Source organism: Massilia sp. HP4, assembly GCF_005222695.1.
In the GTDB taxonomy this organism is placed as follows: Bacteria; Pseudomonadota; Gammaproteobacteria; order Burkholderiales; family Burkholderiaceae_D; genus Telluria.
Genome location: NZ_STGG01000034.1, coordinates 23370 through 45708 on the forward strand (window position 1 = coordinate 23370; position 22339 = coordinate 45708).

The following is a 22339-nucleotide window of genomic DNA, read 5'->3' on the forward strand; positions in this document are numbered from 1 at the left end:
AACAACGATGAGCAAATTCGCATTCCTGTTCACCGGACAAGGCGCCCAGGCAGTGGGCATGCTGAACGGCTTTGCCGGTAACCCGGTCGTCGACCAGACCGTGCAAGAAGCGTCCGATGCCCTGGGCTTCGACCTCAAGCGCCTGATCGCCGAAGGCCCGAAGGAAGACCTCGATCTCACGACCAATACCCAGCCGGTCATGCTGACCGCCGCGGTCGCCGTCTACCGCGCCTGGATCGCGGCCGGCGGCCCGGTGCCGAACGTGGTCGCGGGCCATAGCCTGGGCGAATATTCGGCCCTGGTCGCGGCTGGCGTGATCCCGTTCGCCGACGCCGTGCCGCTGGTGCGCTTCCGCGCCCAGTCGATGCAGGACGCGGTGCCGGTCGGACAGGGCGGCATGGCCGTCATCCTCGGCCTGCAGGCCGACGACGTGCGCGCCGTCTGCACCGAGGCAGCGCAGGGCGAAGTGGTCGAAGCCGTCAATTTCAACGAGCCGACCCAGATCGTGATCGCCGGCCAGTCCGCCGCCGTCGAGCGCGCCTGCGAGATCGCCAAGGCCAAGGGCGCCAAGCGCGCCATGAAGCTGTCGGTGTCGGCGCCATTCCACTCGTCGCTCCTGAAACCGGCATCGGACCGCCTGCGTACCTATATGGCGGAGCTGAAGTTTGCCGCGCCACAAATCGACGTCATCAACAACGTCGACGTCGCCGTGCTGAGCGACCCCGAACAGATCAAGGATGCGCTGGTGCGCCAGGCCGCAGGTCCAGTGCGCTGGGTCGAGACCATGCAGAAGATGGCTGCCGAGGGTGTGACCCAGGTCATTGAATGCGCGCCGAGCAAGACCCTGATCGGCATGGCCAAGCGCATCGACGCCAACCTCGTCGGCGAAGCGCTGGTCGACCAGGCCGCGCTGGAACGCGTGCTGGCCTCGTTCTCCGAATAAAAGATAAAAGGAAACCCATGAATCTGCAGAACCAAGTCGCGCTCGTCACCGGCGCATCGCGCGGCATCGGCAAGGCCATCGCGCTCGAACTGGCGCGCCAGGGCGCCAAGGTCGTCGGCACCGCCACCAGCGAATCGGGCGCCCAGGCGATCTCCGATTACCTGGCCGAATTCGGCGGCAAGGGCGTCGTGCTGAACGTGCTCGACGCTGCCCGCTGTGCCGAAGTGGTGGACGAGGTGCAGAAGGGCTTCGGCAGCCTGGCTATCCTGGTCAACAATGCCGGCATCACCCAGGACAACCTTGCCATGCGCATGAAGGACGATGAGTTCGACAGCGTGATCGCCACCAACCTGACCGCCGTCGGCCGCCTGTCGCGCCTGGTACTGCGCGGCATGATGAAAGCCAAGGCTGGCCGCATCATCAGCATTACCTCGGTGGTCGGCGCGGCCGGCAATCCGGGCCAGATGAATTACGCCGCGGCCAAGGCCGGCGTGGCCGGCATGACCCGCGCGCTGGCGCGCGAGATCGGCAGCCGCAACATCACCGTCAACTGCGTGGCCCCGGGTTTTATCGACACCGACATGACCCGCGCACTGGGCGAAGGCCAGCACGAGGCCTTGCTGACCCAGATTCCGCTGGGCCGCCTGGGCCAGCCGGAAGACATCGCCCATGCGGTGGCTTTCCTTGCTGGTCCGCAAGCCGCGTACATCACGGGCACCGAGTTGCACGTGAATGGCGGCATGTATATGAACTAATAAGTAAAGTAAGACCCGCGGCCATATCGTCCCCGGTAAACCGGGTCCGATATGGCCGCAATCTCGACTTTTAGCAGGACTTTCCGGCGAATTGGCCGCAGTCGCCGAAAATAGTTTTTCGGGTCGCAAACCTGATAAAATGCGCGCACTTTCCGCAACACATACCTTAATGGAGCTACAACATGTCGGATATCGAACAACGCGTTAAAAAAATCGTCGCTGAACAACTGGGCGTTGCAGAAGCAGACATCAAAATCGATTCCTCGTTCGTTGACGACCTCGGCGCTGACTCGCTGGACACCGTCGAACTGGTGATGGCACTGGAAGACGAGTTCGAAATGGAAATCCCTGACGAGCAGGCTGAGAAAATCACCACCGTCAAGCAAGCCATCGACTACGCAACCGCGCACGTCAAGGCCTAAGTAGTCGCTTTACAGTTTTTGGGAGAATCGCTTGAGTCGTTCACGCAACCGCCGTGTCGTCGTCACCGGCCTGGGCTGCATTTCACCAATCGGCAACACCGTTGCCGAAACGTGGGACGCGGCACTGGCCGGCAAGTCGGGCATTGCCAACATCACCAAGTTTGATGCAGCGCCATTCACGACCCACTTTGCTGGTGAGGTCAAGAACTTCAACGTCGAAGACTACCTGCCCGGCAAGGAAGGCCGCCACATGGATACGTTTATCCATTTCGGCATGGCAGCCGGCATCCAGGCCCTGCAGGATTCGGGCCTGGAAGTCACCGAAGAGAACGCGGACCGCATCGGCGTGGTGATCGGTTCGGGCATCGGCGGCCTGCCGATGATCGAAGCGACCAAAGAGGAATACGCGAACCGCGGCGCACGCCGCATCTCGCCGTTCTTCGTGCCGGCCTCGATCATCAACATGATCTCGGGCGATCTCTCGATCAAGTTCGGCCTGCGTGGCCCGAACCTGTCCATCGTCACCGCCTGCACCACCGGCCTGCACAGCATCGGCGCGGCAGCGCGCCTGATCGAGTACGGCGATGCCGACGTGATGATCGCGGGCGGCGCCGAATCGACCGTGTCGCCGCTGGGCCTGGGCGGTTTCGCCTCGGCACGTGCGCTGTCGACCCGCAACGACGATCCGGCTACCGCCTCGCGTCCATGGGACCGCGACCGCGACGGCTTCGTGCTGGGCGAGGGCGCCGGTGTCATGGTGCTCGAAGAATACGAACACGCTGTCGCGCGTGGCGCCAAGATCTATGCTGAAGTCATCGGCTTCGGCATGAGCGCGGATGCCCACCACATCACCTCGCCGGTCGAGGATGGCAGTGGTGCGGCGCGTTGCATGGTCAATGCGTTCAACAACGCCGGCATCAATGTCGACCAGGTGCAGTATGTCAATGCGCACGGCACCTCGACCCCGCTGGGCGACAAGGCCGAGGTGCAGGGCATCAAGCGCGTGTTCGGCGACCATGCCAGGAACCTGGTCGTCAACTCGACCAAGTCGATGACCGGTCACCTGCTGGGCGGGGCCGGCGGCCTGGAATCGGTGTTCACCGTGCTGGCGATCCACAACCAGGTCTCGCCACCGACGATCAACATCTTCAACCAGGACCCGGAGTGCGACCTGGACTTCTGCGCCAACACGGCGCGCGAGATGCAGATCGACTACGCGGTGAAGAATTCCTTCGGCTTCGGCGGCACCAACGGTACGCTGATCTTCGCCAAGGTCTGAACCCGATCGCCCCATCCCGGTCCAACGGGATGGGCGCTTCCTGAAAACCTGCCCATCGGGCAGGTTCCCTCCAGTTTCATCCGTCTCCACCCGCTCGTTTTTCCCTTTGCTGGGCCTGCCTCATGTCGCTCGCAGTGTCCGTCATCATCGCGCCGTCGCGTCGCTTGCGTTGCCTGCTTGCCGCCTTCTGCGCGTCCCTGTGCGCGGCCGGCCTGGCCGTGGGACTGCTGCTGCCTGAACGCTTCGCATTCGGCGGCGCTGTCGCATGCGTGCCGCTGCTCGCCGCGTTGTCGCTTCTGCGCCCGCTTTTGCACGCGATTGCAACGGTGCGCCGGATTGATATTTCTGGAGTTGGGCAGCTTGGCCTGACGGTACAACATGAGTGGCGGAAGGGCAGGGCGGCGGCCGCATTTGCCGCATCGGGCTCACCCATGACGCTGCTGCCCGGCGCCACGGTCTGGCCTTGCTGCATCCTGCTGCGCCTGCGCGCCGAGGACGGTGCGACCTGGCCATTGGTGCTGCTGCCAGATGCCGTGCCGCCCAGTCAGTACCGCGCATTGGCGGTCGCCGTGCGTGCGCTTGCCAATGGGGCTGCAACAATACCAATACAAAACAGTGTGAACTTATTGCAGGGGGCCAACTCTTAAGAATGGGTGGGCCGCCAATGGGGCATGGTCCGTGACGACAGAACGCGAGTGTGATCAGTTGTTGGTAGAGCGCGTCCAGGCCGGGGACCAGGGGGCTTTCGATTTGCTCGTCTCCAAGTACCAGCGTCGCCTGATGCGCCTGGTGTCGCGTCTCGTCCACGATCCGGCCGAAGCCGAAGACGTGGTGCAAGAGACCTTCATCAAGGCATACCGGGCCCTGCGCCATTTTCGCGGGGATTCGGCTTTTTATACATGGCTTTATCGAATAGGAATCAACACAGCCAAGAATTTTTTAGTCACCCAGGGAAGGCGCGCACCGACCTCGACCGAGACGGATGCCGAACGCGCCGAAGGATTCGATGATGCTGACAGCTTGCGCGACATTAGTACACCAGAATCCATGCTCGCCAGTAAGCAGATCGCCCATACAGTCAACGCGGCCATGGAGGCATTGCCGCTCGAACTGCGCACGGCGATCGTGCTGCGCGAAATCGAAGGACTCAGCTATGAGGAAATCTCTGAAGTGATGGCCTGTCCAATAGGTACGGTGCGCAGCCGGATTTTCCGCGCGCGCGAAGTCATCGCCGAGAAATTACGCCCTTTACTCGATTTCCCGGTTGACAAACGTCGGTAGGTAGCGGGATCGTACGAACACATATTGAACACGCCGACGACGTCGACGGATATACCGATGGACACCAACAAGAAATTACGCGAGCAGATCTCTGCCCTGAAAGACGGCGCCTTGCCCGAGGCCGACCTTGAACTGGCCCTGGCCGCCCTGCAGGGCAGCGATGGCCGGCAGGCATGGGATCTGTACCACCTGATCGGCGACACCTTGCGCGACGCATCCGCCCACGCCTCGGGGCCGGCATTGTCGCCCGATTTTCGCGCCCGCCTTGCCGAGCGCCTGGCCGGCGAAGCGCCGCCGTTGCGGCGCGCGACGGTCGCCGCCGAGCCCACCGGCCTGGCGGCGCTGCTCGCCAAGAGCGTTTCGTCCTGACTTAGAGCCTACCGGGGTAGGCTCTTACTTACTCCACGCTTAAAATCCCTCCATCCTTGGGCCAGGACGCCGCTTTTAGCGGCGGCGCGGCATGGTCACGGCGCGACAAAGCGCGCAATTTGGCTTACCATTCAGTCAATCTTAGCCATTCAATAGCGAATCCATGACCAGTAAAACTGCCAGCCTGCTCCTGTCGGCGCTGCTCGTGTCCGGCGCCACGGCCTTCATCCAGCCCGTCCACGCTGCCGCCCCCGTTCCAACCCCAACCGTCTCCGGCCTGCCCGATTTCACCGACGTCATCGACAAGGTCGGCCCGGCCGTCGTCAATATCCGCACCACCGAGCGCGTGCGCAACCGCGGCGGCGCGCCGGGCGACGAAGAGATGCAGGAATTCCTGCGCCGTTTCTTCGGCGGCCAGATCCCGCGCGGCGGTGGCGGCGGCCGCCGCGCGCCACAACAAGAAGAAGAACGCGAAGTGCAGCGCGGCGTCGGCTCGGGCTTCATCATATCAAACGACGGCTTCGTGCTGACCAATGCCCACGTGGTCGAGGGCGCCGACCAGGTCACCGTCACGCTCTCCGACCGCCGCGAATTCAAGGCCAAGGTGCTGGGCGCCGACCGCCGCTCCGACGTCGCGGTACTCAAGCTCGATGCGACCAACCTGCCTTACCTGCGCACCGGCGACTCGAGCAAGATCCGGGTGGGCGAGTGGGTACTGGCCATCGGCTCGCCATTCGGCCTCGAGAACACCGTGACCGCCGGCATCATCTCGGCCAAGTCGCGCGATACCGGCGATTACCTGCCGCTGATCCAGAGCGACGTGGCGGTCAATCCGGGCAACTCGGGCGGCCCGCTGATCAACCTGCGCGGCGAAGTAATCGGCATCAACTCCCAGATCGCGACCCTGTCAGGCGCCTACAACGGCATCTCGTTCGCGGTGCCGATCGACGAAGTCATTCGCGTGTCCGACCAGCTCAAGGCCACCGGCAAGGTCACCCGTGGCCGCCTGGGCGTGCAGATCAGCGAAGTCACACGCGACGTGGCCGAATCGCTGGGCCTGGGCAAGGCGCGCGGCGCCGAAGTCTCGATGGTCGAGCCGGACGGCCCGGCCGAGAAGGCGGGCATCAAGGTCGGCGACATCATCCTGGCCTTCAACAAGCAGCCGATCCAGAGCACCGGCGACCTGCCGCGCCTGGTCGGCGCCTCCAAGGTCGGCAGCCGCGCCAGTGTCACCGTGTGGCGCCGTGGAGCCCAGGTCGAGGTGCCGGTCACCATCGTCGAGCTGCAAGAAGAGCGTCCGACCCAGGGCCGCCAGCAGCCGAAGAAACCGGCGCCGGGCGCCACGCCTGACGCGCTGGGCCTGCACCTGGCGAATATCGCCCCAGCCGACCGCAAGGAGCTGGGCATCGACCACGGCTTGCTGGTCGAAGAAGCGCAAGGCCCGGCCGCCACCGCCGGCATCCAGCCGGGCGACCTGATCCTGCAGTGGAACAATACGCCGATCACCAGCGTCGAGCAGTTCAAGGCCTTGCTGGCCAAGCACGACAAGTCGAAGGCCGTGGCCCTGCTGGTGCAGCGCGAGGAAACCACGCAGTACATCACGCTCAAGCCGCGCCAGTGACGCAGCAAGGCAGGGCGCCGCAGTTCACCCTGTACTCGCGCAGCTGGTGCCACCTGTGCGAGGACATGCTGGCGGCGCTGCGCGCGCTTGAGCCGCCCGGGCAGCCGTTCGACGTCGCCGTGCTGGACGTCGACGCCGACCCGGCGCTGGTGGCGCGCTTCGACGAGCTGGTCCCGGTGCTGTATGGCGATCCCGGCCAGCCCGAGCTGTGCCATTACTTCCTGGATGAAACGGCGGTGCGGGCATACCTGGCCGCCTGCGCCGGCGCGCAGGCCGCAACCTAGGCATCCCTCTGGAAACCGGCCTTTCTGCCTCGAAATCCGGTAAAATGCCGGGTCGGAGCGGTAATTGCATACCTTCCATAGAATTCCAAGGCGCTCGCCTGGGGACCGGCACGGCCCCCGACGCAGCGCTTTTTCGTATTGCGCAACCCGTTCGCACCGCAGCACGGTGCACCTGGCAGAGCGCCATACTTCGTCGTCGCCGCCTTGCGCGGCCTTTTTGGTTTTGAGCTTTGCTAATGAACAACATACGTAACTTCTCCATCATCGCCCACATCGACCATGGCAAATCGACCCTGGCCGACCGCATCATCCAGCTGTGCGGCGGCCTGTCGGACCGCGAAATGGACGCGCAAGTGCTCGATTCGATGGACCTGGAACGCGAGCGCGGCATCACCATCAAGGCCCAGACCGCGGCGCTGTCGTACAAGGCGCGCGATGGCCAGGTCTACAACCTGAACCTGATCGATACCCCGGGCCACGTCGACTTCTCGTACGAAGTGAGCCGCTCGCTGTCGGCCTGCGAAGGCGCGCTGCTGGTGGTCGACGCTTCCCAGGGCGTGGAAGCGCAGACGGTCGCCAACTGCTATACCGCGCTCGATCTGGGCGTCGAAGTGGTGCCGATCCTGAACAAGATCGACTTGCCGCACGCCGACCCGGACAACGCCAAGAAAGAGATCGAGGACGTGATCGGCATCGACGCGTCCGACGCCACCGTGTGCTCGGCCAAGACCGGCCTGGGCGTGGAAGACGTGCTGGAAACCCTGATCGCCAGGGTGCCGCCGCCGAAGGGCGATCCGGACGCGCCGCTGCAGGCGCTGATCGTCGACTCCTGGTACGACCCGTATGTCGGCGTCGTGATGCTGGTGCGCGTGGTGAATGGCACCCTGCGTCCGAAGGACAAGATCCGCCTGATGGCGACCGAGTCGGTGAACCTGGTCGAGAATATCGGCGTGTTCACCCCGCGTTCGGTGTCGCTGCCGCAACTGACCGCCGGTCAAGTGGGCTTCATCATCGCCGGCATCAAGGAACTGACCGCCGCCCGCGTGGGCGATACCGTGACCCTGGCCAGCCGTCCGGCGCCAGCGCCACTGCCGGGCTTCAAGGAAGTGCAGCCGCAGGTGTTCGCCGGCCTGTTCCCGGTCGAGGCCAACCAGTACGACGCACTGCGCGATTCCCTGGAAAAGCTCAAGCTGAACGATGCGGCCCTGATGTACGAGCCCGAAGTCTCGCAGGCGCTGGGCTTCGGCTTCCGCTGCGGTTTCCTGGGCCTCTTGCACATGGAGATCGTGCAGGAGCGCCTGGAGCGCGAATTCGATATGGACCTGATCACGACGGCCCCGACCGTTGTGTATGAAGTCGAAATGAAGGACGGCAGCATCATCCGCGTCGACAACCCGTCGAAGATGCCCGAACCATCGAAGATCAACGAGGTGCGCGAGCCGATCGTCGACGTCAACCTGTACATGCCGCAAGAGTATGTCGGCGCCGTGATGACCCTGTGTAACGGCAAGCGCGGCATCCAGATGGACATGGCCTACCATGGCCGCCAGGTCAAGCTGCACTACGAGATCCCGATGGCCGAGATCGTGCTGGACTTCTTCGACCGCCTCAAGTCGACCTCGCGCGGCTATGCCTCGATGGACTACGAGTTCAAGGAGAATCGCGCGGCCGACGTGGTCAAGGTCGATATGCTGATCAATAGCGAGAAGGTCGATGCGCTGGCCATCATCGTCCACCGTGCCAATGCGCCTTACCGCGGCCGCCAGGTGGCGGCAAAGATGCGCGAACTGATCCCGCGCCAGATGTTCGACGTGGCGATCCAGGCCGCGATCGGCGCGACCATCATCTCGCGCGAGAACGTGAAGGCGCTGCGCAAGAACGTGCTGGCCAAGTGCTATGGCGGCGACATCTCGCGCAAGAAAAAGCTGCTGGAGAAGCAAAAGGCCGGCAAGAAGCGCATGAAACAGGTCGGCTCGGTGGAGATCCCGCAAGAAGCCTTCCTGGCCATTCTCCAGGTGGAAGATAAATAATGAACCTGCAACCCATCCTGGGCAATTTTGCCCTGATCCTGTTCGTCGCCATGGTGATCACGGGCATCATCTGGTGCCTGGACACATTCTATCTGGCGAAACAACGGCGCCGCGCCGCCGATGCCGCCCTGCGCGAATACGATGCGCGCAACGCCAAACTGGCGGCGGATGGGATCAAGGTCGACCACAACGGCAACCGCGCCGCGATCGAGCAGGCCAACCTGCGCCAGCCGACCTGGATCGAGTATTCGGGCAGCTTCTTCCCGGTGATCGCGCTGGTGTTTATCTTGCGCTCTTTCTTGTGGGAGCCGTTCAAGATCCCGTCGTCATCGATGGTGCCGACCCTGCTGGTGGGCGACTTCATCCTGGTCAACAAGTACACCTACGGCATCCGGCTGCCGATCATCAACAAGAAGATCATCCAGATCAATAATCCGGAACGCGGCGATGTGATGGTGTTCAAGTATCCAAAAGATATGAACCAGGATTACATCAAGCGCGTCGTTGGCGTGCCGGGTGATAAAATCAGTTACGAAGACAAGCGCCTGACGGTCAACGGCAAGCCGGTCGAGTACACCGCACTGGACGACTACCTGGACGACCAGCATCCGGTCTACCACAAGCAGTTTGTCGAGAAACTGCCGAGCCCGGGCGGCGTGACCGATCACCGCATCCTGAACACGGCCGACAAGCGCAATATCGACCTGGGCAGTGTGGAAAACTTCCCGCTGCGCGAAAACTGCGATTACACCTACGACAAGTTCACCTGCGTGGTGCCGGAAGGGCAGTATTTCATGATGGGCGATAACCGCGACAATAGCGCGGACAGCCGTTACTGGGGTTTCGTGCCTGACCGCAATATCGTCGGCAAGGCCTTCGTGGTCTGGATGAACTTCAGCAATCCGAAACGTGTCGGCGGTATCCAATAACAAGGGGCGCGCATGGATCGCAGCAAGCTGTTCAAGAACAAGCAAGCCGGCATTTCGCTGTCCGGCCTGATCCTGGCCCTGGCCGTGATCGGCGTGGCGGCGATCTTTGCCATGCGCATGGTCCCGGCCTATATCGAGTATAACGCGATCAAGTCCGCCATCGTGACCGTCAAGGACGGCGGCGGCACCATCCGCGAGATGCAGCAAGCCTTCAACCGCCATACCAGCGTCAACGACGTGGAAGCGGTGCGCGGACAAGACCTGGTGTTTACCCGCGACGGCGATGCCGTCGACATCAGCTTTGCCTACGAAAAACGCCTGCCACTGATGGGCAACGTCAGCCTGCTGATCGACTTCGAGGGCACCACCGACCCGAGCGGCGTGGTGGCCGAGGCCGACAGCGCTGCCCAGTAGGGCTTTATAGAAATACCGTGGCCCAGCCACGTTGACGACATCGACAATGAATCTTCAGTTATTGCAAACACGCTTGGCTTATACGTTCCGGGACATCGGCCTGCTGCAGCAAGCCCTGACCCACCGTAGCCATAGCAGTCTGCATAACGAGCGCCTTGAATTCCTGGGCGACTCGGTCCTGAACTGCGTCGTGGCCTCGGTGCTGTACGAACGTTTCAAGACGCTCGACGAGGGCGACCTGTCGCGCCTGCGCGCCAACCTGGTCAAGCAGCAGGCGCTGTTCGAGATCGCCCAGAAGCTCGACCTGTCGCAATTCTTGCGCCTGGGAGAGGGCGAGCTCAAGTCGGGCGGTTTTCGTCGTCCCTCGATCCTGGCCGACACGCTGGAAGCCTTGCTCGGCGCGATCTTCCTCGACAGCGGCTTCGACAGCGCGCGCGATGTGATCCGCGCCTTTTATATTCCGCTGCTGGACACGGTCGACCCGGCCACCCTGGGCAAGGACGCCAAGACCCTGCTGCAAGAATTCCTGCAGGCCAAGCGCATTGCGCTGCCGACCTATAATGTGGTGGCGACCCACGGCGCTGCCCACAGCCAGGAATTCGAAGTCGAATGCCTGGTGCCCAAACTGAGCGTGCAGGTGTTCGGCCGCGGCGGCAGTCGCCGTGCGGCGGAGCAGGCTGCCGCCAGCCTGGCCCTCGAAGCGGCCCAGAAGGCGCTCGCCAAGGCGCCGGGCGCGCGCAAGCCGCGCCAGCGCGCGGCGCAATTGAAGCTGGCCGGCATCGGCACCAACCAGGGCGACGCCGCATCCGGCGCGCCCCACGCAGCACAACCAGGAACAGAAAAAGCATGAACGCCATCCCCGACAACTTCCGCTGCGGCTATATCGCCATCGTCGGCCGCCCGAACGTCGGCAAGTCGACCCTGATGAACGTCCTGATCGGCGCCAAGGTATCTATCACCTCGCGCAAGGCCCAGACCACGCGCCACCGCATCACCGGCATCCAGACCCATGACGACGCGCAATACATCTACGTCGACACCCCGGGCTTCCAGACCCGCCATGCGAACGCGCTGAACAAGACGCTGAACAAGACCGTCTCGAACACCCTGACCTCGTCGGACGTGATCCTGTTCCTGGTCGAAGCCGGCACCTTCGGCCCGGCCGACCAGCAAGTGCTGGACATGCTGCCAAAGAACGTCCCGGTGGTACTGGTCATCAATAAATCGGACCGCGTGAAGGACAAGGCCGTGCTGATGCCCTTCGCGCAAAAGATCGCCGGCCTGTTCGACTTCACCGCCATCGTGCCGGTCTCGGCCAAGCTGCGTTTCCAGGTCGATGCACTGGAAACCGAGATCAAGCGCCACCTGCCCGAGAACCCGCCGATCTTCGGACCGGACGACATCACCGACCGCAGCGAGAAATTCCTGGCGGCCGAGATCGTGCGCGAAAAAGTGTTCCGCCTGCTGGGCGACGAACTGCCGTACACCAGCACCGTATTGATCGAACAGTTCGAGCAAGAGGGTAATTTGCGCCGCATCTTCGCCGCGATCCTGGTCGAGCGCGACACCCATAAATCGATGATCATCGGTAACAAGGGCGCGCGCCTGAAAGAGATTTCCACGCAATCGCGCCTGGATATGGAGAAACTGTTTGGCGGCCCGATCTACCTGGAAATCTGGGTCAAGGTCAAATCCGGCTGGGCCGACAACGAAGCGGGCCTGCGCGCTTACGGTTACGAGTAAGGGCAGGGGACGCTAGTGTCCAGCCACGATCAATTCATCGACGACCTGCCCGAGCAGGCGGCGCCCGCCGCGGGCAAGCGCCCGCGCGCGCCGAGCCGCGACAATCGCATCGTCGGCCAGCCCGGCTTCGTGCTGCACAGCTATCCCTATAAAGAAACCAGTCTCATCATCGACATGTTCACCCGCGACCATGGGCGGGTGGGGCTGGTGGCGAAGGGCGCCAAGCGGCCATTCTCCAAGCTGCGTGGCGTGCTGCAAACCTTTCAACCGCTCTCGGTGTCGTGGAGCGGCAAGTCGGAGCTGCGCACGCTGATCGACGCCGAATGGGTGGGCGGCATGCTGCCGCTGGAACGCACGGCGCTGCTGTGCGGCTTTTATCTGAACGAATTATTGGTGAAACTGCTGGCGCGCGATGACCGCCATCCGGCCCTGTTCAACCACTACGTCTCGACCCTGAACCAGCTCGCCCACGGCGAACCCGCGCAAATCGTCTTGCGAAAATTCGAACGGGCCTTACTTAAGGAGACGGGCGTGGCCGCCGATCTCGGCCGCTGCACGAGCAGCCGCGACCGGGTCGAGCCCGGGCGCGACTATGTGGTCGATCCGGAACGTGGCGCGCGCGTGGCAGGCGCCGGCGAAGTCTGGCCCGTCGTTTTGGGCAAGACCCTGCTGGATATGGAGCGCGAGGACTATACTGATCCGGCGACCCAGGCGCAAAGCAAGCAATTGATGCGTTTCCTGCTGGCGCACCACCTGGGCGGGCAGCCGCTCAATACGCGCCAGATTTTGATCGACTTGATGCAACTGTAAAAAGAACACTATGAGCTTCCTGCAACCCGCCGGCCAGGTGATCGACCTGGGCGTAAACATCGACCACATCGCCACCGTGCGCAATGCGCGCGGGACGGCATACCCGGACCCGCTGCGCGCCGCGCTGCTGGCCGAGCAGGCGGGCGCCGACCTGATCACCTTGCACCTGCGCGAAGACCGCCGCCACATCAAGGATGCCGACGTGCTTGCGCTGCGTCCGCTGCTCTTGACGCGCATGAACCTGGAAGCGGCCGTGACCCGCGAGATGATCGACTTCGCCTGCCAGGTGAAGCCGCAGGACGTGTGCCTGGTGCCCGAGCGGCGCGAGGAAGTGACGACCGAGGGCGGCCTGGACGTGGTGCGCTACTACAACGAGGTCGAGGCGGCGGTGAAGCAGTTGAAACAAGAGGGCGTCCGCGTCTCGTTGTTCATCGATGCCGATGCGCGCCAGATCGAAGCCGCAGCAAGCGTCGGCGCGACCGTGATCGAGCTGCATACGGGGCGCTATGCCGAGGCTGAAGGCGGTGAGGTGGCGCCTGAACTCGAGCGCATCAAGCTGGGCGTGCACGAGGGCGCCAGGCGCGGCCTGCGCGTGAACGCCGGCCACGGCCTGCATTACACGAACGTGCAGCCGATCGCGGCGATTCCCGACCTGCACGAGCTGAACATCGGCCACGCCATCGTGGCGCATGCCTTGTTCGCGGGCTGGGAGAACGCGGTGCGCGAGATGAAGGCGATCATGGTCGCGGCGCGCCTGGGCGTGCAGTACGGAGCGGGTGCTTAAATGATCTATGGCATCGGCACCGACATCGTCCAGATTTCGCGTGTCGAGGCGGCGCTTGCGCGCAGCGGCCCGCGCTTTGCCGAGAAGATCCTCGGCCCGCAAGAGCTCGAAAAATACCATGCCCGCAGCGCCAAGAACGCGGTGCGCGGCCTGCGCTTCCTGGCTACACGTTTTTCGGCCAAGGAGGCGTTTTCAAAGGCCATCGGCATGGGCATGCGCATGCCCATGACCTGGCGTTCCGCCCAGATGCTCAATGACCCGAGCGGCAAGCCGGTCATCGTCTGCAGCGGCGCCCTTGGCGACTTCATGCGCGAGCACCGGCTCAGCGCCCAGGTGACGATCAGCGACGAGGCCGACTATGGCGTCGCCTTCGTGATCGTGACCCAGGCGCCGGCCCCGTCCACCCCTTTGGTTGATTAATGTCCGAAGCAAAACCAGTTGCAGCACCTTCTGTTGAAGTGACCCCTGAACTCGCGGCCCGGCTGGGCCGTGAGCGCCTGTTGGATGCGCGTGAAGAGTCGCGCGCCGAAGCCAACCGCGAACTGAGCCCGAAAGTCGATGTCGACGTACGCGCGCAAGTGCTGGCGGTCGTCAATCGCCTGCCGGGCCTGCCCGGCGTGTACCGCTATTTCGACGCGGCCGACAATGTGCTGTACGTCGGCAAGGCGCGCAATCTCAAGAACCGCGTCTCGAGCTACTTTCAGAAGAACCTGGCCAGCCCGCGCATCGCGATGATGGTGTCGCAGATCGCGCGCCTGGAAACGACGGTGGTCTCCAGCGAGGCCGAAGCGCTGATCCTGGAAAACAACCTGATCAAGACGCTCAAGCCGCGCTACAACATCCTGTTCCGCGACGATAAGTCTTACCCCTACATCAAGATCACGGGCGGCGAGGCGCCGCGCATGGCGTACTACCGCGGCGCGCTGGACAAGAAGAACCAGTACTTCGGTCCTTTCCCCAGCGCCTGGGCGGCCAAGGAATCGATCCAGCTGCTGCAGCGCGTGTTCATGCTGCGCACGTGCGAGGACAGCGTCTACGCCAACCGCACGCGGCCCTGCCTGCTACACCAGATCGGCCGCTGCAGCGCGCCCTGCGTGAACCTGATCGCGCCCGAGGAATACAAGCACGACGTCGAGAATGCGGCGCGCTTCCTGCGCGGGCGCCAGAGCGAAGTCATGGCCGACCTCGAGCAAAAGATGCAGGCCTATGCGATGGAACTGAAATTCGAGCAGGCGGCCTCGGTGCGCAACCAGATCCAGGCTCTGTCGAAGGTGCTGCATGCGCAGAGCATGGAGACGACGGGCGACGCCGACGTCGACGTCATCGCCGTGGTGGTGCAGGGCGGCCGCGCCTGCGTCAACCTGGCCATGGTGCGCGGCGGACGCCACCTGGGCGACCGCGCCTACTTCCCGAGCCACGTCGGCGAATCGCTGGGTGAGTGTCCGATCGAGGTCGAGGTGCTGTGCGCGTTCTTGGCGCAACATTACGCCGGCCAGTTCATCCCCGGCACCTTGATCATGAACGTTGAATTCGACCAGCCAGAGCTGATCATGGCCTTGCAAGAGCAGTGCGGCCACCGCATCAGCCTGGTGCTGCAGCCGGGCGGCCAGCGCCGCCAGTGGCTCGAGATGGCCTGCAAGGGCGGCGAGATCGCGCTGGCGCGACTGCTGTCCGAGCAGGGTTCGCAGCAGGCGCGCACGCGCGCACTGGCCGACACGCTGCAGCTCGACAGCGAAGACCTGGACGCCCTGCGCATCGAGTGCTTCGACATCAGCCACACGGCGGGCGAGGCGACGCAGGCCTCATGCGTGGTGTTCCACCACCACCAGATGCAGAACGGCGAATATCGCCGCTTCAACATCAACGGCATCACGCCGGGCGACGATTACGCGGCCATGCGCCAGGTCTTGATGCGCCGCTACGAGAAGGTTGCGGGCGGCGAGGGCGTGATGCCCGACATCGTGCTGGTCGACGGCGGCAAGGGGCAAGTCGAGATGGCGCGCCAGGTATTTACGGAGCTAGGGCTGGACATCGCGATGATCGTCGGCGTGGCCAAAGGGGAAGGGCGGCGCGTGGGCCTGGAAACGCTGATCTTCGCCGATGGCCGGCCGGCCCAGGAGCTGGGCAAGGAATCGGCTGCACTGATGCTGGTGGCCCTGATCCGCGACGAGGCGCACCGGTTTGCGATTACGGGCATGCGCGCCAAGCGCGCCAAGGCGCGCCAGGCCTCGCGCCTGGAAGAGATCGAGGGCATCGGCGCCAAGCGCCGCCAGCGCCTGCTGGCGCGTTTTGGCGGGCTGCGCGGGGTGGTCGACGCCAGCGTGGAGGATTTGATGACGGTCGAGGGAATCTCGAGCGCGTTGGCGGAAGAGATTTACAGGCAGTTGCATTGATATGCACATGTGGCGTGGACGGCCCTGCCGTCCACGCGTTCAACCATCCTTCGCGTCACCCATACCGCATCAATATTTCCACATGGTCAACCCAAAACACCCGCCAACCGTTGAGCCCCCAAGCGCCCATCCCGCCGCATACAGATGAGTCAACTGGCCCAAACCCCCATACCCATGTAGACTAACGGCCAAGCATTTTTCCACGGTAATCAGCTCTCTCATGCCCTTCAATATACCGATTCTCCTGACCTGGTTACGCGTCGCGCTCATTCCCCTCGTTGTCGGATTGTTCTACCTGCCTACAGACTGGATGACGCTCCCGGAACGCAATCTCGCAGCCACCGCGGTCTTCATCATCGCCGCCATCACCGACTGGTTCGACGGTTTCCTGGCCCGCCGCTGGAACGAAACCTCGGCCTTCGGCGCCTTCCTCGACCCGGTCGCGGACAAGCTGATGGTGGCCGGCGCGCTGCTGGTGCTGGTCCAGCTCGACCGGGTGGACGCCATCATCGCCGGCATCATCATCGGCCGAGAGATCACCATCTCGGCCCTGCGCGAATGGATGGCCCAGATCGGCGCCACGCGCTCGGTGGCGGTCAGCTCGATCGGCAAGATCAAGACCGCGGCCCAGATGACGGCGATCCCGATGCTGCTGTTCCACGACCGCCTGTTCGGCATCGATATCCACTTCTGGGGCGAGTACCTGTTGTGGGTGGCGGGCGTGCTGACGGTGTGGTCGATGTTCTATTATTTGCGCCGTGCCTGGCCCTTGATCAAGGAGAAAGGCGGGGCGTTTTAATTTGTTTCGTGGCATCCTTGACGTACAGAATAGAATCTCTATAATGCCTGCCTGTTGCGACAACAACGCAACAGAATGAAAGACGAAGCGGGAGTAGCTCAGTTGGTAGAGCGCAACCTTGCCAAGGTTGAGGTCGAGAGTTCGAGACTCTTCTCCCGCTCCAAAGATTGCAAAGTTGTAAAGCGATCTTGGAAAAACGTCAAAGTTCTGTCATAATCGTTGTTCTGTACGCGGGAGTAGCTCAGTTGGTAGAGCGCAACCTTGCCAAGGTTGAGGTCGAGAGTTCGAGACTCTTCTCCCGCTCCAGTCTTTCAAGGCTGGGGCGGCAAGCGGTAGTAAAATGTAAGACTCCATGCGGGAGTAGCTCAGTTGGTAGAGCGCAACCTTGCCAAGGTTGAGGTCGAGAGTTCGAGACTCTTCTCCCGCTCCAGGTTTTGCATATAAGTGGTAACACTCCTAAGCGGGAGTAGCTCAGTTGGTAGAGCGCAACCTTGCCAAGGTTGAGGTCGAGAGTTCGAGACTCTTCTCCCGCTCCAGAATTCTTGGAAGATCTTCTTCCCTTGTTGATGCGGGACATAACCGCTCTCGTCAATAAGCGCACTATATCCTCTGGCGAGGTAGCAAAGCGGTTATGCAGCGGCCTGCAAAGCCGTCTAGGTCGGTTCGACTCCGATCCTCGCCTCCAAATAATAAACGGACGGGCCTCAATAGAGGCCCGTTTTGTTTTTTGCGGTCGCGTAGTAACCAAATTCAATTTGTCAGCGGTCGAGCCAAAGTCGATAGCTCATGTTTGCGGCCTACCAGGCCGCTGCAGATGGGCTCAAAGGACTCGGCAGTTAGGCTGCAAAGGCTTCAATCATATTTGAGCCCGTTTCGTTATGGGTTCACGCCTGCTGAAACTCAAGGCATACCTCAGTCCTGCACTTTCGCGGAAATGTATGAGAACAGTGCGCTGCCATGCGATGAGAGACGACGCATATCTCGGTGCCACGGGACCGCTGAGAAGCACAACCCGTTACATAGCGCTCGCGCCATGCATCTGAATAAATCCTATGTTCGTACCAACGAACAAGTCCAGCATGTCCTCAGCTGTACAAAGCTCAGTGCCCATCTAGCTCGTCTACTCCGGAAATGTGCAAGTTTGACTCCCAACATGGCGCAATGCAGCTCATGAGCGAGTCCACCATATCCTGCCCGGACGCGAGAGCGCGAATGCCGCTGCGAGCAAGAACGCAGGGCGCATGTGACGAGCGATCAGAGAAGTCAGTCACCGACAATATTTCCACTCACCGGCTCTTGACCTTCTCGTAGCCGTCATCTACTACCAAACAAACATGAACGTGTTCAATTACCAACTTTTTATATAAGTGCTTATATAATTAATGCTATACTGCGTTCATGAAAAGAGGACTTGGCACGCAATTGCGGCATCTGATCGAGTTGCTTGACGGAGCCGTCGAGCAAGCCTACGTGGACGCAGGATTGGATTATCGGCCGCGCTACACGCCGGTGATGCGCGTCCTCGCCGAGCAGGACAGTGCGACGATTGGAACGTTGGCAGCGCTGGGCGGGCTCACGCAGCCCGCCGCCACCCAGACAGTGGCATTAATGGCAAAGAAAGGCCTGCTGACAATCGCTGCCAGCGGCGAAGACGGCAGGCAGCGGATGGTCAGTCTCAGTGCCGACGGCAAAGCCTTGCTGCCGCGTCTGCAGGTGTGCTGGCAGGCGACGAAGTCTGCCGCTGACAGCCTCGATGCGGAACTGGCGTTTCCCCTGTCTACCTGCCTCGAACAGGCAATCGCGGTATTGGAGCGACGCCCCTTCGGCGCGCGCATCCGCGACGCAAACTTGCCGGGCCGGCATGACGACTCGCCACCGCAAGAACCCTCCACACAGCCATCGAACGATAAGTAGTCCAATTTGGGAGCGAGTATGTCAGGCACGATGAAGTTTGCGTCAAGCGTAGCAGGGAGTATTTTATTGTCGTTTTCCGCGTTCGCAGCGGAGCAGGGCCCGTCGATCGCGCATTCCTCGCATGCCGGCGAGCGTGACGCCATGGCGCGCGTCGAGGCCGGCCTGCGCCCACCGGTTGCGCTGGCCGATGCGCCGGTCAGCACAGAGACGCTACAGCAAGCGATGGCACGCCTGAAGGTGCCGGGCGTGAGCGTGGCCGTGATCAAGGATGGCAAGGTGGCCTGGAGCCGCGGCTACGGCGTGGCCTGGATTGGCGGGCCGGCGGTGACGCCGCACACCCTGTTCCAGGCGGCCTCGATCAGCAAGCCGGTAACGGCCATGGCCACCCTGCGCATGGTCGAGCAGGGCAAGCTGGATCTCGACGCCGGCATCGACGCCGCGCTCACCAGCTGGAAGCTGCCATCCAAGCACGGACAGCCGAGCGTACGCCAGCTGCTGTCGCACACCGGCGGCACCACCGTCCCGGGATTCCCCGGCTATGCAGCGGGTAAATCCGTGCCGACGCTGGTGCAGGTACTGGACGGCGCCTGGGCCGCCAATACCAAGGCGGTCAGGGTCGACACGGCGCCCGGGACCGCATGGAGCTACTCGGGCGGCGGCTATACCGTGCTGCAGCAGGCCATGATCGACCGTGCCGGCAAGCCGTTCGAGGTCTTGATGCAGGAGACGGTGCTGGCGCCACTGGGCATGCTCGGAAGTACCTTCGCCCAACCGCTGCCGGCCGCATTGCAGGCCACGGCTGCCCGTCCCCACGACCACGAGGGCAAACCCTTCTCCGGTGGCGCCTACACTCACCCCGAGCAGGCCGCGGCGGGCCTGTGGAGCACACCGGCTGACCTGGCGAAGTTCGCGATCGCGATCCAGCGGGGAGCGGCCGGCGCCGACAACGGCGCCATCTCGCCAGCGATGACACGCACCATGCTCACGCCGGTGAGGGGCACTTACGCGCTCGGCCTGGATATCCAGGACAAGGGCAAGCGCTTCGGCCATAACGGCAGCAATATGGGCTTCAAGTCGATCATGGTTGGCGCGATCGAAGGCGGCGACGGTGCGGTGATCCTGACGAACGGCGATAATGGCGACGAGCTCGCTGCCGGCTTGCTGCGTGCTATTGCCCACGAATACAAGTGGGTTGGAAACCGGACCGTGATACGTCCAGCGGTGGCCCTCACGCCGCAGGCGCGCAAGGCCCTGGTCGGCAAGTACAGGATTGCGGGTTTGGGCGATTTCCATGTGGCTGAACGCGACGGCCAGCTGATGATCGCCCTGCGCCCCGGCCAATGGGAACCGCTGTATGCGGAGTCGGACAAACTGCTGTTTGTCTTGTCGCACAACGTGGAAATTCGCCCCATCGATGCCAACAGCGGCCATTCTGTCATGGGATCGTCCTCGAAGAGCTATACCCGCGTATCTGGCCTGTGGTGACACGCAGGAGCACTGTCGTTGTCGCACGATTGCGCGGGTCGAAGCGATGCCAACCACCGCCTTACGGCAAGCGCTCCAACAGTTCTTTCGCGAGCAAATGGGCGTGCGGGGTCAGCGCCGTGAAATCGCGCGCGCACAGGTAGAGCCGTCGTGCTGCCCAGGTTTCTGCCAGCGGCAGGATCACCAGATCGCGGCGCAGCGTCTTCGCTACCGCGTCGGAGAAGATCGAGATGCCGATGCCGGCCTCGACATGCATGGCCACGTGCTCGGTATTGCGCAGCTGGATACGATAATCCAGCTGGCGGCCGAGACGGGAAGCACGCTCTGCCAGGTGCATCGTAATCGCCGTATCGGCCATGCCGACGATCGGCTCGGCAAGCACGTCGGCGAAGGTCACGCTGGACCGCCGGGCAAACCGGTGCGACCGGCTGGCGACAACGACCAGCTGGTCGTTGGCAAGCAGGTGGGACTGCAAGGCGCCGAAGTCCGTGACATCCGACACGATGCCCAGGTCGGTTCGCTTGTTCAGCAGCGCCTGCACGATCTCGATACTCGGCCGTTCTTCGACGTCGACCGACAGGTCGCGATGCGCTGCCAGGAACCGGCACAGGTGATGCGGCAGGAAACCCGCCATCGCTGCAGTATTCGACAGCAGCCGTACGCGGCCCTTCAAGCCGGTGGCATAGGTGCGCAGCTCACCGTGCATCTGTTCGACCTGTTCCAGGATCGACCGTCCATGGCGAACCAGTGCTTCGCCTGCCGGCGTAACGCGGACACCGCGCCGGTTACGCTCGAGCAGGGGCGCACCCAGCACTTCTTCCATGCCTGAGATACGCTCGCTGGCCGATGCCAGTGCCAGGTGCATCGCGCGCGCGCCATGCGTCAGGCTGCCGCCCTCCACTACGGATAAGAACAGTCTTAGGTCGGTCAGGTCGAAACGCATGGGAAATCGCTCAGTTTTCGGAATATCCGAACTCTAACAGCGGAATTGCCAGATTGCCACAGGGCTGCTACCCGCTTAAGCTCACTACCCATGATCCTCGTTAAGCAGGGGCAAGCTTCGCCTGGGCCGAAGTGACCTGCCGCCCGTTCACAAAAGGAAGAATGATGCTTGATGTTTTGCTGGTAGTGGTCGGCGTGCTCGGGATTGTGCTCAGCATCGCTGTAAAACTTGTCAAACGGCCGCCAGGCCAGGCGTCGGATCAAGACGTCGTCCCAGGAAAGCGAGGCGTCATCGTGAGCATCTCGACAGGTCGTCGTCCCAAAGGGCGCTCCCCCGACACTGGACGATCCTGATCCAGCCTGATGGGCGCTGTCCGGCACCAGCACCCGTGACACTATGGGCCAGTCATACCCCGTAAAATGCGGCATTGATCCACCACGTAAGAAATGTTCTCATGGAAACCATCGACCAGCGTTACCTCGTCCAGCAAAACAAGCGCAGCGACGAGGGCAAGCCGCCCGTGTTCGCCAAAGTCATGCGCAGTAAAGAAGGCAGGTTCGAAGGCGTCTCGTTCATCAGGAACAAGGAGAAGGCGACCGTCATGACGGTCGCCGACGCCCAGCAAGTCATCGACTGGGCTGCAAGCAAGAAGGGAAACGCCCACGAATATGAGACCAGGATCATCTGCGTTGGCCAGTAGGCCGGTGCGCGCCGTCCATCTCATGCAGCAACCGTTCCACATCCGCGGCCGGCATCGGTTTCGCGCATGGATAGCCCCGGCAAGCCTGGCACCCGCTCTCGAACAAGCAATCGCGTTGGGCCCTGGTCTCCACGCCTTCGGCCAGGGGAGCCCGACGGCTTCGGCCACCGGGATGAACTCGGCCGGCGACACCAGCCCGCGCCCCGGGTGGCGCCAGCGCACCAGGGCTTCCACGCCGACGATGCGCCAGTTAAGCCCGACCTGCGGCTGGTAATGCAAGAAGAACGCAGGACGCGTGTTTCATCCGAGACGAACATGCGGCGGTCGCTGACCCGCATCTCCCACAATCCGACTGGGCCACGCGCTGGATGACGGCGAGGCGCTCCGCGAGCGTCGAACTCGGCACTGATGTGCGAGAAACCGCGAGACCGGATGCTGGCA

General features: G+C 62.8%; 23 protein-coding genes, 5 tRNA genes and 1 pseudogene. 27 read left to right on the forward strand and 2 right to left on the reverse strand.

Annotated elements, in window-relative coordinates; genetic code table 11:
• Positions 1-7 precede the first annotated feature (7 nt).
• The 26 genes from fabD (at position 8) to E8M83_RS12765 (ending at position 20255) form a co-directional block, all read left to right on the forward strand.
• The gene (gene fabD, locus E8M83_RS12640; RefSeq protein WP_137173713.1) at positions 8-943 is read left to right on the forward strand and encodes an ACP S-malonyltransferase; all 936 of its coding nucleotides are present in this window, start codon (positions 8-10) and stop codon (positions 941-943) included.
• Between the two features lie 17 nt (positions 944-960).
• On the forward strand, positions 961-1698 hold the full coding sequence (fabG, locus tag E8M83_RS12645) for a 3-oxoacyl-ACP reductase FabG (protein WP_137173714.1): 738 nt from the start codon (positions 961-963) through the stop codon (positions 1696-1698).
• A gap of 182 nt (positions 1699-1880) precedes the next feature.
• On the forward strand, positions 1881-2120 hold the full coding sequence (acpP, locus tag E8M83_RS12650) for an acyl carrier protein (protein ID WP_005666812.1): 240 nt from the start codon (positions 1881-1883) through the stop codon (positions 2118-2120).
• Positions 2121-2151: 31 nt separating this feature from the next.
• Positions 2152-3399, forward strand: a complete 1248-nt coding sequence (gene fabF, locus E8M83_RS12655; protein ID WP_137173715.1) for a beta-ketoacyl-ACP synthase II — start codon at positions 2152-2154, stop codon at positions 3397-3399.
• A gap of 122 nt (positions 3400-3521) precedes the next feature.
• Positions 3522-4046, forward strand: coding sequence for a protein YgfX (locus E8M83_RS12660; protein ID WP_137173716.1), 525 nt, complete (start codon positions 3522-3524; stop codon positions 4044-4046).
• A gap of 31 nt (positions 4047-4077) precedes the next feature.
• Complete coding sequence (gene rpoE / locus E8M83_RS12665) at positions 4078-4680, forward strand: RNA polymerase sigma factor RpoE (RefSeq protein ID WP_137173717.1); 603 nt, start codon at positions 4078-4080, stop codon at positions 4678-4680.
• 57 nt (positions 4681-4737) lie between these two features.
• Positions 4738-5049 carry a sigma-E factor negative regulatory protein gene (locus tag E8M83_RS12670; protein ID WP_137173718.1) on the forward strand — a complete coding sequence of 104 codons (312 nt, stop codon included), beginning with the start codon at positions 4738-4740 and terminating at the stop codon, positions 5047-5049.
• Positions 5050-5212: 163 nt separating this feature from the next.
• Entirely contained in the window at positions 5213-6670 is a 1458-nt protein-coding gene (locus E8M83_RS12675; RefSeq protein ID WP_137173719.1) for a DegQ family serine endoprotease, read from the forward strand.
• Positions 6667-6954 (forward strand): glutaredoxin family protein, encoded by a 288-nt coding sequence (locus E8M83_RS12680; RefSeq protein ID WP_137173720.1) that lies wholly within the window; start codon positions 6667-6669, stop codon positions 6952-6954. The genes E8M83_RS12675 and E8M83_RS12680 overlap by 4 nt, the downstream gene beginning before the upstream one ends.
• Before the next feature lie 236 nt (positions 6955-7190).
• Positions 7191-8984, forward strand: a complete 1794-nt coding sequence (gene lepA / locus E8M83_RS12685; protein WP_137173721.1) for a translation elongation factor 4 — start codon at positions 7191-7193, stop codon at positions 8982-8984.
• A complete protein-coding gene (gene lepB / locus E8M83_RS12690) occupies positions 8984-9913 on the forward strand; it encodes a signal peptidase I (protein WP_137173722.1) in 930 nt (309 codons plus the stop codon). The genes lepA and lepB overlap by 1 nt, the downstream gene beginning before the upstream one ends.
• 12 nt (positions 9914-9925) lie before the next feature.
• Positions 9926-10327 (forward strand): DUF4845 domain-containing protein, encoded by a 402-nt coding sequence (locus E8M83_RS12695; protein ID WP_137173723.1) that lies wholly within the window; start codon positions 9926-9928, stop codon positions 10325-10327.
• Positions 10328-10400: 73 nt separating this feature from the next.
• Positions 10401-11177, forward strand: a complete 777-nt coding sequence (gene rnc / locus E8M83_RS12700; protein ID WP_373995048.1) for a ribonuclease III — start codon at positions 10401-10403, stop codon at positions 11175-11177.
• Complete coding sequence (gene era / locus E8M83_RS12705; protein WP_137173725.1) at positions 11174-12070, forward strand: GTPase Era; 897 nt, start codon at positions 11174-11176, stop codon at positions 12068-12070. Before rnc ends, era begins: the two co-directional genes overlap by 4 nt.
• A gap of 15 nt (positions 12071-12085) precedes the next feature.
• Positions 12086-12880, forward strand: coding sequence for a DNA repair protein RecO (gene recO, locus E8M83_RS12710; RefSeq protein ID WP_137173726.1), 795 nt, complete (start codon positions 12086-12088; stop codon positions 12878-12880).
• Between the two features lie 10 nt (positions 12881-12890).
• The gene (pdxJ, locus tag E8M83_RS12715) at positions 12891-13664 is read left to right on the forward strand and encodes a pyridoxine 5'-phosphate synthase (RefSeq protein ID WP_137173727.1); all 774 of its coding nucleotides are present in this window, start codon (positions 12891-12893) and stop codon (positions 13662-13664) included.
• On the forward strand, positions 13665-14084 hold the full coding sequence (acpS, locus tag E8M83_RS12720) for a holo-ACP synthase (protein WP_137173728.1): 420 nt from the start codon (positions 13665-13667) through the stop codon (positions 14082-14084).
• Complete coding sequence (uvrC, locus tag E8M83_RS12725) at positions 14084-16057, forward strand: excinuclease ABC subunit UvrC (RefSeq protein WP_229491505.1); 1974 nt, start codon at positions 14084-14086, stop codon at positions 16055-16057. Before acpS ends, uvrC begins: the two co-directional genes overlap by 1 nt.
• 220 nt (positions 16058-16277) lie before the next feature.
• Entirely contained in the window at positions 16278-16856 is a 579-nt protein-coding gene (gene pgsA, locus E8M83_RS12730) for a CDP-diacylglycerol--glycerol-3-phosphate 3-phosphatidyltransferase (RefSeq protein WP_137173729.1), read from the forward strand.
• 87 nt (positions 16857-16943) lie between these two features.
• A tRNA-Gly gene (locus tag E8M83_RS12735) sits at positions 16944-17019 on the forward strand.
• Between the two features lie 67 nt (positions 17020-17086).
• Positions 17087-17162 (forward strand) — tRNA-Gly (locus E8M83_RS12740).
• A gap of 48 nt (positions 17163-17210) precedes the next feature.
• Positions 17211-17286: transfer RNA gene (locus E8M83_RS12745), tRNA-Gly, on the forward strand.
• Positions 17287-17316: 30 nt separating this feature from the next.
• Positions 17317-17392, forward strand: a tRNA-Gly gene (locus E8M83_RS12750).
• A 75-nt stretch (positions 17393-17467) separates the two neighbouring features.
• Positions 17468-17541: transfer RNA gene (locus tag E8M83_RS12755), tRNA-Cys, on the forward strand.
• Between the two features lie 737 nt (positions 17542-18278).
• Positions 18279-18770 (forward strand): MarR family winged helix-turn-helix transcriptional regulator, encoded by a 492-nt coding sequence (locus E8M83_RS12760; protein ID WP_229491506.1) that lies wholly within the window; start codon positions 18279-18281, stop codon positions 18768-18770.
• A 66-nt stretch (positions 18771-18836) separates the two neighbouring features.
• Entirely contained in the window at positions 18837-20255 is a 1419-nt protein-coding gene (locus tag E8M83_RS12765) for a serine hydrolase (protein ID WP_170976785.1), read from the forward strand.
• 61 nt (positions 20256-20316) lie between these two features.
• On the opposite strand, the gene E8M83_RS12770 is transcribed toward E8M83_RS12765, so the two are convergent.
• Positions 20317-21198 carry a LysR family transcriptional regulator gene (locus E8M83_RS12770; RefSeq protein ID WP_137173732.1) on the reverse strand — a complete coding sequence of 294 codons (882 nt, stop codon included), beginning with the start codon at positions 21196-21198 and terminating at the stop codon, positions 20317-20319.
• 454 nt (positions 21199-21652) lie between these two features.
• Here E8M83_RS12770 and E8M83_RS12775 point away from each other — a divergent pair, with 454 nt between their 5' ends.
• Positions 21653-21898, forward strand: a complete 246-nt coding sequence (locus E8M83_RS12775) for a hypothetical protein (protein WP_137173733.1) — start codon at positions 21653-21655, stop codon at positions 21896-21898.
• A 147-nt stretch (positions 21899-22045) separates the two neighbouring features.
• Here the strand turns inward: E8M83_RS12775 and E8M83_RS12780 are convergent.
• Positions 22046-22183, reverse strand: a pseudogene (locus tag E8M83_RS12780) (EAL domain-containing protein); the annotation flags it as partial.
• Positions 22184-22339 lie beyond the last annotated feature (156 nt).